We start from the raw sequence: 12812 nt of genomic DNA, 5'->3' as shown, positions 1-12812 counted from the left end.
TCTCACACGTCAATTATCGATAACAACTATTCACAAACAATACCCTAGCCTTCTTTTTTTAAGCGTTTGATATTTTTAAGTATCAAGGATTTGTCGGATGAGGAATGAGCAAGAACAATTGCCATTTCAAAATGCGCCAATGCCTTTTTATCATCCAGATCCGAATACAGATTCCCAAGTAACGAATGGTAAAAAAGGTTAGTTGTCAGGTTCAATTTTTCAGCTTCCAGAATTGCCTGCTCTTTTCCGTTTGTTTTAGCCAACGCAAAAGTTCTGTTGAGTGCCGCAATCGGAGAGTATTCAAGAATCAGAAGATGGTTATAAAGGTCTAGAATATTTTCCCATTTTTCGGGTGTATCTTCCTTATGCGTATGCCAGTAAGCTATCCCGGCTTCCAGATGAAATTTAGTTAATTTATCGCCAGATGCAGCTTCATTTAAAAAATACTCGCCCCTTTCCATAAGCTTGCGGTCCCAGCGCGATTCATCCTGATCTTCGTACAATACAAGTTCGCCGTTATCGTCCGTACGCGCTTCAAATCTCGAAGCATGAAAACACATCAGAGCCAGCAGCGCGTTAACCTGAGGTTGATTCGTATCTTCGTTTTCAACAAGAAGATAATTCAGTCGCATTGCTTCTGCGCAAAGATCCTTACGAAGCACAGTATTTTGGGAAATTGAGTAATAACCTTCAGAAAACAGCAGGTAAAGTGTTGTCAGTACGGTTTCCAACCGCATATTAATTGCCAGCTTTGACGGTTGCTCAATCTTAATTTTTGCCTCTTTAAGCTTTTCTTTTGCCCTGTTTATCCGTTTGTAAACAACTTCCTTATTCGTCAGAAATGCGTCGGCAATTTCCTGAATTCCGAATCCACATAACAAATTCAGAGCCAGTGCTATCTGCGACTCGTTTGATATGCTCGGATCGCAAACCGTAAAAATCATCGCCAGTTGGCTGTCTGCGATATTCTTTTGCGACATATCAATCTCTATTTGTTCGCTCGCAAGCGTGGTATATCGAATTTCTTCGGAAATTTTTTTCTCAAAAAGAGAATCTCTCTTCAGATAATTTTTGGTTTTATTTTTAGCCACAGTGTACAACCAGGCAGGCGGATTTTCCGGAATTCCTTTAATACTCCAAACCTCTGTCGCCGACAAAAAGGTGTCGCTCACAATATCCTGAGCAACCTCGATATGCTCAATTCCAAACGTATAACAGAGCACCGAAACCATTTTCTGATATTCGGTACGAAACAAATGCGGCAATAGTTCTTTCTCTTCCATAGCTCCTTAAAAATGCCTCTGCAAATTTACAGAGACATTTTGCGTTCACCGCGGTTAATAGTTAAAGCGCCATCCGAATTTCCACATTTCCACCTAATTCCAATATTGGACAACTTTTCGCTATCTCCGCTGCCTCTTCATAGTTTGCAGCTTTTATAACGATCAGCCCTCCAATTGACTCTTTGATTTCAGCATATGGCCCGTTCAGGATCGTTTTATCATGGTTGACAACCTTTCCTTCTCCATCCCACCGCTGCAACGGCCGTGCAAGTTTATCCTGCGCAGCAATACTTCCAAACCAATTTTTCCAGTTTTTGAAATGTTCCTGCATCTGATCCGGAGAAGGCTGATCTTCTCTTGTTTGGTAATCTCTGCGAAAAACCAATAGAAATTCGTTCATTTGACTCAATCTTTATATGTGTTACAGTTATAAGATTAACGGATATTAGATTATCATCCAAACTGGCCAACCCTGTATGTTCCGGGCGTAGTTGGAAAAGCCAGATTGAAACGGTTCCATGTATTGATTGTCGTAATGGAAAGCGTTAGATCAATCAATTCTTCCTCACCAAACTCGGCAATAGCTTCTTTATAAACATCATCGCCGACCTCACATTTCGTCACCGCTTCTGCCCAGGCGAAAGCGGCTCGTTCGCGGGTTGTGTAATAAGGCGTTTCTTCCCAGGCACTGATACTGTATATCCGCTGTATAGTTTCTCCCATTCCGATAAGTTCTTTCGCGTGCATATCCAGACAATAAGCACAGTTGTTAATTTGCGAAACACGAAAATTGACAAGTTCCAGAAGTTGTTTCTCGATGGGCGACTTTTTTAGATACGCACCAATCCCAAATACCGATTTTAATGCACTTTGCCCTTTTGCCTGAACATTGATTCTTGATTCCATTTTTTAAAGTCTATTTGTTAAAAACAGATGACAATCAGTTTTTTGATTCTGGACACTCTTCACTAAATAATTTTGATTATTCAGAAAATAAGTATTGTTTAAAAAAAAATTAACGGCTTTGTCCAGTCCAGAAAAAGCCAATAATTCTCAAAAAATTGTCAACCGTTTATAATCATTCGAGACTTAACTGACGGAAATTTTTCAATTCCCATTTTCCGCCGGTTATCAATAAGCGCCCGCAACCGAACGATTGGCATCGGGATTGTTGTCACAACTTATTGTGGTCGGTCTGTTATAACTCATGTCTCTGTAATTTGATAACCTGCTGTCATCTTTTGGTACTCATTCTTAAAAATCCCGATCAAAACCATCTAAATAAAATCTTCTTTTTTGCATTTGATAGACAAGATTTCCCAAACCAAGTTCTCGCAAAATGTCTACTGTCAATTCCTGAAAAACCGATCACATTAAAAGTAAACACTTCATTATTAGTTAATTAAATAAAATGATAAATAAATGATTGCATAATAGAGGACAAAAGTCCAGGTACCGACGCCAAACATCAATTGAAAGATTCAGCTTTGTCGGATACTTTTGATATGGCAGTTGTGTTATTGAATATATAAATGGCTTTGTACCCGTAGAAGTAAAATACCAGATGGTTTTTATTCGGCAAACAGTCATGCATTTCGCCTTCTCAAAATCTTAAGGCAACATTTAAATCCATTATATTTTTACAATGATCACTTTTTTGCAGCCGCAGGAGCTTTATAAAAACGCAGAGCGTGATACTACTCAGCACGGCAGCAACGCCGGACATTTTGACTTGATCCGGGTTGAAGATCTGGAAAAATCGTCGTCGGATTCTCTGACTTACAGGCGTCAGACTTATTACAAAGCCAGTATTGTGAAAGGGCTTAGTAAAATTCACTATGCCGATCAATGTATTGAAATCGATGGAACCGCGTTGGTCTTCACTAATCCTGTTATTCCGTATCACTGGGAAAGGATAAGTGCAGAACAAATTGGATTTGTCTGCATTTTTATGGATGATTTTCTAAACAAATTTGGGAGCATAGGAGATTATCATGTCTTTTCCTCTTCAGCTCAGGCAATAATCCCCATGAATCAAGAGCAGGAAGATTTTTTCAGTGCTGCCTTTGTCCGGATATCGTCAGAATTGCATGGAGATTATCAGCACAAGTATGATCTGATTCGTTGTATTTTGATGGAAATTATTCACGAAGCTCAGAAACTCCAGCCTGCCGTTGGTACCCAGGTCTCTCATGCGAAGGCGATGGAGCGCGTGGCCCTGCTGTTTTACGACCTGTTGGAAAGTCAATTTCCGATCAGGCATATCCACGAGCGAATAAAACTTAAATCTCCCGGTAGTTTTGCTGACTCCCTGAATATCCATGTAAACTATCTTAACAAAGCATTAAAAGAAGTACGAGGAGAAACAACATCCGCGCAGATAAGTAATCGCATATTACAGGAAGCGAAGATTTTGCTGAAAAGTACAACCTGGACAGTAAGTGAAATTGCGTGGTGTTTGCATTTCGATGAGCCGAATCATTTTTCCGCATTTTTCAAAAAAAATACCGGATTTACCCCTTCAGAATTCAGACAATAACTCATAGGATTGAAATATGTAGTTTTTGGTTTCATATCTGTATCCGCATAACTGACGACCTTCTGAACTTTGTCTTTTCAAAAAAGAAACGTTTGTGTTATGTGGACAAAAGAAAACATTCCTGATCAATCGGGAAAGACAGCATTGATAACCGGAGCAAATACAGGTTTAGGATATGAAATTGCCAAAGCTCTGTACGAGGCCGGCGCGCATGTGATCCTTGCTTCCCGCGATGAGAAAAAGACAAACCAGGCAACTGAAAATATTCTGGCACTTCCGGGAAAAGGGGCGGTAGAATCCGGCATATTAGACCTGGCAAATTTGGGTCAGGTCAGGAAATTCGCCGAGATGATTATGGAAAAACATAGTCGTCTGGATCTTCTTATTAATAATGCCGGAGTGATGACACCACCTGAAAGCAAGACAAATGATGGTTATGAACTGCAATTCGGCGTTAATTTTTTAGGTCATTTTGCGCTAACCGGCCACCTTTTTCCGCTGTTAAAGAAGACAGTATACCCAAGGGTCGTCACAGTAAGCAGCGGTGCGCATAAAATGGTCAAGGAAATTGATTTCGATAATCTCAGATCAGAAAAATCTTATGATGCCAATCGGGAATATGCAATCAGTAAACTTGCAGATCTTCAATTTATGGTCGAATTAAACCGCCTTGCGACTAAATCGGGAGAAGATATTATCTCTGTCGCTGCCCACCCCGGTATAACCCAGACCAATTTGTCCAGACACATGTCGCAGGAGGATTTTCAGGCCGCACTGGACCATTTCAAAGTAAAAGCATTAATGCCAGCCTGGCAAGGCGCCCTACCGGCATTGTTTGCAGCCACTTCTCCGACAGTAAAAAGCGGCGACTATTACGGTCCGGATGGCGAATTTGAACTTATCGGTTATCCCGGAATTGCTGAGCTCAGTGCGCATGCAGTTAATGAAACTCAGGGGAAACGGTTATGGCGATACGCTCAGGCAGCTACCGGCTTAAATTTTCCGGAAATCCCGAAGGATAACATTTAGCTTAAATTGAATCCTTCGGAAAATAAAAAGATTTTTTTAACAGAATGTCCAGAATTGAAAAACGGATTGTCAATTGTTTTTAATATCTAAACTTTCATAAAATGGAATCAAGAATTAATGTTCAGGCAAAAGGACAAAGTGCATTAAAAACAATATTTGGGATTGGTGCGTATCTAAAAAAGTCGCCCATCGAGAAACAACTTCTAGAACTTGTCAATTTTCGGGTATCGCAAATTAATAACTGTGCCTATTGTCTGGATATGCACGCGAAAGAACTTCTCGAATTGGGCGAGACGATCCAGCGGATTTACAGTATCAGTGCCTGGGAAGAGACGCCTTATTACACAACCCGCGAAAGAGCTGCTTTCGCCTGGGCAGAAGCGGTGACGAGATGTGAGGTCGGCGATGATGTTTACAAAGAAGCTATGGCCGAGTTTGGCGAGGAAGAATTGATTGATCTTACACTTGCTATTACAACGATCAATACATGGAACCGTTTCAATCTGGCTTTTCCAACAACGCCCGGGACATACAGGGTTGGCCAGTTTGGGTGAAAGCCTTCGGCTCAGAAAAGCTTTTTATTAAAATCTGCTAATCAAAAAATCAGCGGCGTCCGGAGTTTTACAAAGGAAACCGGATGTCGCTGGTTTTTTATATTCATTTGTTTGCCAGACTTTCACGCGTGAACCAAACGAATCTTAGCTCTTTTGAATTTGCTCTTCGAGCGTTTCCCGAGGTTGATCGTCATCTTCTTCCGGCCTGAATATCAGGCTTATCTTCGTTCCATTATCATTCTCAATTTTCAAGTCGGCATCTATATCGTTACTTAATCCTGCAATTAACTTCATTCCGAGGGAGTTATGATTTTGCATATTAAAATGGGCAGGTAACCCAACCCCGTTATCAGCGATCGTCAGGTATATCTGTTCCGCAACCGTAATTCCCATCGAAATCGATATTTCTCCCTCATCCGAAGTGGGAAAAGCATATTTCAAGGCATTAGTAATAGCTTCATTCAGAATTAGGGCGAGCGGCACCGCTGTGGCTACTTCAAGTTCAACCGGATCCAGATTTAGCCGAAAACGAATAGTTTTGCCTGCACCAAGACTCTCCTTCAGATAGTCTACCAGCTCTTTCAGATAAAGATTCATTTTTACAATCCGAACGTCGTCCGACTGATAAAGCTTTTGATGAACAAGAGACATTGCGAAAACCCGCCGCTGGCTGTTCCGAATAACTGTCAGCGAATTTTGCTCCGGATATGCGGTCTGTAACTCCAATAAGCTGATTACCGTTTGAAGATTATTTTTTACACGGTGATGAACTTCTTTCAGCAGCCACTCCTTTTCTTCGATGAGTTTCAAAAGTGCGCTGTTTTTGTGAGAAATTTCCGATTGCTGAACCGTAAGCTGTTCGTTGCTTCGTTTCTTGATGCGGTATTGATTATAAATCAAAATGGAAAATAGAAAAAGCATAATAGCGCCGCCAATTGTCGCGTTGCGCTGGATTTCTTTTTCCCGGATAGTTGCCTTCTGAATTATACTTTGCCGGTTGAGCAATGCGATATTTTTCTCTTTTTCCTTGATGTCATACTGAATATTCAAGGATGCAATTTTACTGGCTTTGGCGATATTGAAAATGGAATCACTAAGAAGTTTGAACTGCTGATGATGCGCAATAGCGTTTAGATAATTACCCTGGGCAGAATCAACTTTAAACAGCAGTGAATGCAGTTGTGAAGCCAATCGGACGTTAACATAACGGCCATTAAATTTTAGCGCTTTCTGAAGATAATACTTTGCCTTAGCGTAATCCCTTACGATAAGATAATAATTCCCAATTTGCTTGTAACTGCCTGCAAGCTCAACATTATCCCTTTTCAATTGTTCTTCCAGCGCAATCATACCGAGATAATTTTTTTCTGCCAGGTCAAATTTTTTAAGTGCCAGGTAACAATCTCCATACGACTGCATCACGGCAACTTTTGATAATAAACTATTGCCAGGTGGATTTTTTTTAACCAGTTTAGAATAAAATGTTAATGCATCTTTCGCCTTTCCTACCTTGATCATTCCTTTACAGATACCATTGCCGGTGCTTAGAACCATCATTGTTTCGTGAAGGTTTTCGAAATGGTGCAGTGCCATTTCCAGATATTGCCGACCGGCATCCCATTGATTCAAGTCGTAATATGCCCTTGCTAAAACAAGATAGAAGTAACCAAGATCAGTAGTATCATTCCGAACCTTCGCATCCTCAATTGCCGCATGACCGTATTTTATGGATTCATGATAATTTCCCATCCCCGTACTGACTACCGCCAGCAAATTGTAGGTATAAAACAATGGCGCATTCAGCGCTTTGAATTGTGCCAAAACGCCAAGGAATTCACGAAGCGCCTGGGGATAATGACCTTGAACATAGTGAATATTGGCAATTCTTCCCAGCATATCAGTTCCGGCTTCCTTGTCTCCGGCCTGGTTAAAAAGCGTCATTGCCCTTTGGTAACAGGAAATTTTATAGTTAAGAGTCGCCTCGTTACTATTCGGATAAACTTCGGCAAGATAGAACCAAGCTTTTGCAGTGATAAGTGTTTCTGTGCTGGCCTCGCTCAAAGCAACTGCTTTTCTGGTAATTCTCTGAGCTCTGCCAATTCCCTGACTTTCGGAAAATACCACACCCCATAAAAGAAGGCTTATAATCTGACCTTTTTTGAAATGAAGCGAGTTACTTAAAGATAATGCTGTGGCCAGGCAGGTTCCCGAGCTATCCATATCGGCCTTATGTTCCCCGGGTTTATAAACGTAGTAATTTGCAAGTTTAAGCAATAACATTACCTTATTGGTATCCGCTTTGCTGCCGCGAAGAGCAATCAGTAAGCTGTCCGCAGAAGCTTTTGTCGGATCAGGAAAGAGCCTGGATTCGCTTGCCTGGACAGCAAAGACAAAAATTAATTGTAATATAAAAATGTAGCAATATCGGGTCATGACATGGCTGGCTTAAATTTCATCTGGTGTATTTTTTTGTAACATGAATACGCTGCCGGAAATTCAAAACATTATAAAATTAACCCAGTTTTAAAAAGGTCAGCGCCAAAAACTGATAGGCAAACCCAGTAAACAAGAGCAGAATTGATTATCAGGTGAAAGACATTGTATCATTAACAGGCAGGAACAGGCAGGAATGCTTTCTATTGACCTAAAACGGACTGCGCTGTACTTTCAATTTTTGACAAAAAAATGAGTGACCGCAAATCCCGAAAGCACCTGCAGTCACTCATTTCACTAGCCAAAGTAGTTCAGCCAGAATCAGCAAATTTTATTTCCAACCACCGCCAAGCGCGCGGTAGATATCAACCATTGCATTCATCTGATTCATTTTTGTTTCAACAAGATCAAATCTTGATTCGAGCGCGTCACGCTGGGTCAGCAATACTTCCATGTAATCCGCTCTTGCTGATGCAAAAAGGCGGTTCGAAATGTTGATTGATTCAGTAAGCGCTTCCACTTCGCTCTTTTTCAAATCATAACTTTTTTCCAGATTATCGATTCTTGACAACTGATTCGTAACCTCGATATAAGCATTTAATACTGTCCGCTGATAATCATAAACAGCTTGTATCTGTTTAGCATTCGCGCTGTAATAGGTCGCCTTTATCGCATTTTTATTAACCAGAGGTCCGGCAAGATCTCCCGCAATCGAGGAGATAATTGATTTAGGAGCTTTCGCCAGATAAATCGGACTAAAAGATTGTATACCCAGCATAGCCGTAAGGCCCAACCGTGGATAAAAGTTTGCCTTTGCAACCTGCACATCAAGTTTCGCTGCTGCAAGCTCGTTTTCCGCCTGCCTAACGTCAGGGCGGTTTTCTAACAACTGCGACGGAATGCCTGACTGGACTATTGCCGGTAACAGCGTTTCAAAGTTCTGATGTGTTCTTGCAACTGGCTGCGGATAACGTCCTACCAGGAAATTAATTCTGTTTTCTGCTTCAACAATCCGTTGTTTGATATCATATTGCAGATTCTGAGTGTTAAGCACCTGTGCCTGAAACCTGCGAACTGCAAGCTCCGTAACTTTTGTTGCCTCCTTCTCCATCTTCACGATTCTTAAAGCGTTGCTCTGAATCTCAATATTTCTCTGAAGGATTTCAAGCTGGCTATCAAGAGCTAACAATTCATAATAATTGTTGGCAATCTCGGAAACGATATTGGTCATCATGAAATTCTTACCTTCAACCGATGCCAGATACCTCGATACCGCTGCCTTCTTTGCATTCCTCAACTTATGCCATATATCGATTTCCCAAGTCGCAGAAGCTCCAAAGCGGAAATCTGATAATGGATCCGGAGTTTTCTTTCCGGGCTTGATCTCTGTGATTTCTTCCGTAGCACCAGGAAGTGTATACCGGGATGCTTTCTCAACACCGGCAGCACCACCCAGACTCACGAATGGCCGATACTCCCCCTTTCTAGCCATCACTTCATTTTTGGAAATCTCGATTTCCTGCATCGTAATATTTAATTCCTGATTGTTTACCAAAGCTGTATCAATCAAGGCATTCAGGGCAGTATCCGTAAAAAATACTTTCCAGCTTACTTTTCCACTATTGGTGGAGTCCTGTGAGCCTTTATAGCTCACAGGGACAACCTTATTCTCAGTTTTCTGAACCAACGATGGAACGCTGCATGCGGTATAGGTCAGCGCTATCAATGTTATTCCGACCCAGTTTATTATTTTCTTATTGCGCATCATTATGAGGTTCATTAGTTTGAGGGAAAGCGTCGATTGCATGGACAAATTGTTCAGACAACGAGCCGTCTTCTTCGTCCTTGATCATTTTTCTACCATCGGCCAGACTGCCAAATATAAAATACAGTCCAGGAATGATGATTACGCCGAAAATTGTTCCGAATAACATACCACCCATTGCAGAAGCTCCGATGGTCCGGTTTCCGATTGCTCCTGCACCGGTAGCACTGATCAGCGGAATCAAACCTGCAACAAAGGCGAAAGATGTCATCAGGATCGGGCGGAAACGCACTTTCGCTCCTTCAATGGCTGCGTTCAGGATTGTTTCCCCCTGCGACCGTTTCTGTACAGCAAACTCGACAATCAGTACAGCGTTTTTACCCAATAACCCGACGAGCATGATCAGACCAATTTGTGCGTAGATGTTGTTTTCCAATCCCATCATTTTTAGTAACAGGAACGAACCAAATACACCCACAGGCAATGATAACACTACCGCAAATGGAATGATGAAACTTTCATACTGCGCTGCCAGCACAAAGTATACGAAGGCCAGCACGATTACGAACACGACAAGAGATTCATTACCACGAATCGACTCATCATAAGAAAGCCCCTCAAATGCGATGTCATATCCTTTTGGCAGAGTTTTCGCAGACACTTCCCGAATTGCCTGGATCGCATCGGCAGTAGTATATCCTTTTGCCGGAAGACCTTGAATTGCCGCAGAATTATACAAATTGAAACGGGTAATCTCATTAGGCCCCTGACCTTTTTTAAGTGTCATGAATGACGAGTAAGGCACCATTTCTCCTGCGTCATTTTTAACAAAAAGTTTCAAAATATCAGATGGAAGTCTTCTAAAACTCGGATCTGACTGTACGTAAACTTTGAAGAACTGATTGAACCTGGTGAAACCTTGTTCGTACGTACTGCCTATCATGATGTTCAGGTTATCCATCGCTTTTCCGATTGATACACCTTTTTGCATCGCAAGCTGATTATCGATCTTTAACTCATACTGCGGATAATTTGCAGCGAAGAAAGTAAACAACCCTGTCAGCTCCGGACGTTTGGCCAGATCCTCCATAAACTTTTTGTTTATTTTATCAAATTCGCTGTAATCAGTGTCCGAGTTTTTATCAAGCAGACGCATCGAGAAACCGCCGGAAGTACCGAAACCAGGAATCGCTGGTGGCTCGAAGAATTCCACGACCGCGCCAAGTCCTCTTGTTTTCGCTTCCAGTTCTTCCATGATCTCTTTCACATTCTTATCCCGGTCATGCCAAGGTTTCAGGTTGATAAGACAAGTACCCGCATTGGAACCCCGACCTTCCGTCATGATCTCATACCCTGCAAGAGAAGATACTGATTCAATTCCACCCACCTCTTCGCAAATCTTCTGAAGACGTCTTGACACTTCATTAGTCTTTTCCAGTGTTGAGCCGGGAGGTGTTTGAATGATCGCATAAATTGTACTCTGATCCTCATTTGGAATAAAGCCCGCCGGAAGAATCTTGTTTACGTATACAATTCCTGCACAGAAGGCTAGCAATACGCCCCATGTAACGACTCTTCTGCTTACGATTTTTTTAAGCAAAGCCACATATCTACCCGTCAGTTTATCAAATACGCGGTTGAAACTATCAAGTGCTTTTGTAAGTACATTTTTCTTTCTTTCATGCCCGTGATGATTTTGAAGCAACATCGCACAAAGTACAGGCGTTAGCGTCAAGGCGATTAAGGCAGAAATTACAATTGAACTAGCCATCGTGATAGAAAACTGACGGTAGAACGTACCCACCGGGCCCGACATAAATGAAATCGGAAGAAAAACGGATACCATTACAGCTGTAATTGCAATGATCGCCCCGCTAATTTCAGACAGTACTTTTTTCACCGCATTAAAGGGTGATATGCCGGGCTCTTCTTCGAACTTGGCATGGACGGCCTCGACGACGACAATCGCATCATCGACCACAATACCAATTGCCAGTACAAGGGCGAAGAGTGTGATCAGGTTGATGGAAAGCCCAAAACCCTGAATTACGAAGAACGCTCCAATCAAGGACACCGGAACCGCAAGGATCGGGATTAAAGTTGAACGCCAGTCGCCAAGAAACACAAATACAACGAGAGCTACCAGGATAAATGCATCACGCAATGTATCGATAACCTGCTCAATAGACGCATCCAGGAACTGCGAAACGTCATAGCTGATCTTGTAATCCACCCCCGGCGGGAAGGATTCTTTCATTACGTCAAGCTTCTTTTTTACCTCCTCAATTACATCGCTCGCGTTGCTGCCATAATTTTGTCTCAAAACGATCGCGGCAGAAGGGTGACCATCAAGGTTGGAATAAATATCGAAGAACTCGCTGCCCAACTCAACTTTGGCGATATCTCTTAAATGTATACTTTCCCCTTGCGCGTTGGCACGAATAATAATTCCCTCGTACTCCTCAGGTTTGTCATACCGGCCTTTGTAAGTAAGTACGTATTCCAGAGACTGTGCTGCGATACCGGAACTTTGCCCGATACGGCCGGGACGACCAACAATGCTTTGCTCACCCACCGCCTTCATCACCTCTTCAGTTGAAACATTATACGCACGCATACGTTCCGGGTTTAACCAAAGACGCATTGCGTACCTTCTGCTACCTAAGATCTGCGCTCTTGCGATACCTTTTGTCCGCTGAATTTCAGGGATCATTTTGACGGTGGCGTAGTTGAACAGGAATTTCTCGTCGATGCTTTTCTCCTTAGAATAAAGGTTAACGTACATCAACATACTAGGCTGAACGGGTGTGATAACAACCCCTTCTCTTTGAACCAGTTCAGGCAAAAGCGGCATAACCTGGTCAACCCTGGTCTTTACCCGAATAACAGCGTCATTCGGGTCGGTCCCGGGCTCGAAGATGATACGCAGCGTCGCTTCACCGGCACTGGTTGCATCCGTAGCAATATAACGCATATCCTGAACACCGTTAATCGCTTGTTCAAGGGTAATCAGCGTGGATTTAACTAAAACATCAGCACTCGCACCAGGATAAGCAATAAAAATGTTAACCGTGGTTGGGGCAATGTCCGGGAACTGAGAAATCGGTAATTTCTCAATCGCCAGGATGCCTATGAACACGATCATGATCGAAATCACAATAGCGAAAACAGGTCTTCTTATGAATTGATTGAACATGTCTTTTTCTTTT

At 42.2% G+C, this 12812-nt stretch carries 9 protein-coding genes; 3 read left to right on the top strand and 6 right to left on the bottom strand.

Translation table 11 applies throughout. The annotated features are described in order from the left end of the window. Positions 1-44: 44 nt before the first annotated feature. The 3 genes from BMY70_RS12610 to BMY70_RS12600 all read right to left on the bottom strand — a co-directional run bounded on the left by BMY70_RS12610 (position 45) and on the right by BMY70_RS12600 (position 2189). Positions 45-1283, bottom strand: coding sequence for an RNA polymerase sigma factor (locus BMY70_RS12610; RefSeq protein WP_090335567.1), 1239 nt, complete (start codon positions 1281-1283; stop codon positions 45-47). Between the two features lie 61 nt (positions 1284-1344). After that, positions 1345-1683, bottom strand: coding sequence for a YciI family protein (locus BMY70_RS12605; RefSeq protein ID WP_090335566.1), 339 nt, complete (start codon positions 1681-1683; stop codon positions 1345-1347). 53 nt (positions 1684-1736) lie between these two features. Further along, a complete protein-coding gene (locus BMY70_RS12600) occupies positions 1737-2189 on the bottom strand; it encodes a carboxymuconolactone decarboxylase family protein (RefSeq protein WP_090335565.1) in 453 nt (150 codons plus the stop codon). Positions 2190-2928: 739 nt separating this feature from the next. Between BMY70_RS12600 and BMY70_RS12595 the strand changes: the two genes are divergently transcribed. The 3 genes from BMY70_RS12595 to BMY70_RS12585 all read left to right on the top strand — a co-directional run bounded on the left by BMY70_RS12595 (position 2929) and on the right by BMY70_RS12585 (position 5405). Continuing rightward, the gene (locus BMY70_RS12595) at positions 2929-3822 is read left to right on the top strand and encodes a helix-turn-helix domain-containing protein (RefSeq protein WP_090335564.1); all 894 of its coding nucleotides are present in this window, start codon (positions 2929-2931) and stop codon (positions 3820-3822) included. A gap of 99 nt (positions 3823-3921) precedes the next feature. Beyond that, positions 3922-4851, top strand: a complete 930-nt coding sequence (locus BMY70_RS12590) for an oxidoreductase (RefSeq protein ID WP_090335563.1) — start codon at positions 3922-3924, stop codon at positions 4849-4851. Between the two features lie 101 nt (positions 4852-4952). Continuing rightward, positions 4953-5405 (top strand): carboxymuconolactone decarboxylase family protein, encoded by a 453-nt coding sequence (locus BMY70_RS12585; RefSeq protein ID WP_090335562.1) that lies wholly within the window; start codon positions 4953-4955, stop codon positions 5403-5405. A 144-nt stretch (positions 5406-5549) separates the two neighbouring features. Here the strand turns inward: BMY70_RS12585 and BMY70_RS12580 are convergent, their stop codons facing one another. The 3 genes from BMY70_RS12580 to BMY70_RS12570 all read right to left on the bottom strand — a co-directional run bounded on the left by BMY70_RS12580 (position 5550) and on the right by BMY70_RS12570 (position 12799). Next, positions 5550-7838 (bottom strand): tetratricopeptide repeat-containing sensor histidine kinase, encoded by a 2289-nt coding sequence (locus BMY70_RS12580; protein ID WP_090335561.1) that lies wholly within the window; start codon positions 7836-7838, stop codon positions 5550-5552. 331 nt (positions 7839-8169) lie between these two features. Continuing rightward, positions 8170-9603 carry a TolC family protein gene (locus BMY70_RS12575; protein WP_090335560.1) on the bottom strand — a complete coding sequence of 478 codons (1434 nt, stop codon included), beginning with the start codon at positions 9601-9603 and terminating at the stop codon, positions 8170-8172. Continuing rightward, entirely contained in the window at positions 9593-12799 is a 3207-nt protein-coding gene (locus BMY70_RS12570) for an efflux RND transporter permease subunit (protein ID WP_090335559.1), read from the bottom strand. Before BMY70_RS12570 ends, BMY70_RS12575 begins: the two co-directional genes overlap by 11 nt. Positions 12800-12812 lie beyond the last annotated feature (13 nt).

The organism is Dyadobacter koreensis (assembly GCF_900108855.1).
Classification (GTDB): Bacteria; Bacteroidota; Bacteroidia; order Cytophagales; family Spirosomataceae; genus Dyadobacter; species Dyadobacter koreensis.
This window is presented reverse-complemented; position numbering and strand designations above follow the sequence as displayed.

Bases quoted from the DNA above. Each gene is read 5' to 3' on its own strand.
- BMY70_RS12610 (WP_090335567.1), bottom strand. From the start codon at position 1,283: ATGGAAGAGAAAGAACTATTGCCGCATTTGTTTCGTACCGAATATCAG.
- BMY70_RS12605 (WP_090335566.1), bottom strand. From the start codon at position 1,683: ATGAACGAATTTCTATTGGTTTTTCGCAGAGATTACCAAACAAGAGAA.
- BMY70_RS12600 (WP_090335565.1), bottom strand. From the start codon at position 2,189: ATGGAATCAAGAATCAATGTTCAGGCAAAAGGGCAAAGTGCATTAAAA.
- BMY70_RS12595 (WP_090335564.1), top strand. From the start codon at position 2,929: ATGATCACTTTTTTGCAGCCGCAGGAGCTTTATAAAAACGCAGAGCGT.
- BMY70_RS12590 (WP_090335563.1), top strand. From the start codon at position 3,922: ATGTGGACAAAAGAAAACATTCCTGATCAATCGGGAAAGACAGCATTG.
- BMY70_RS12585 (WP_090335562.1), top strand. From the start codon at position 4,953: ATGGAATCAAGAATTAATGTTCAGGCAAAAGGACAAAGTGCATTAAAA.
- BMY70_RS12580 (WP_090335561.1), bottom strand. From the start codon at position 7,838: ATGACCCGATATTGCTACATTTTTATATTACAATTAATTTTTGTCTTT.
- BMY70_RS12575 (WP_090335560.1), bottom strand. From the start codon at position 9,603: ATGCGCAATAAGAAAATAATAAACTGGGTCGGAATAACATTGATAGCG.
- BMY70_RS12570 (WP_090335559.1), bottom strand. From the start codon at position 12,799: ATGTTCAATCAATTCATAAGAAGACCTGTTTTCGCTATTGTGATTTCG.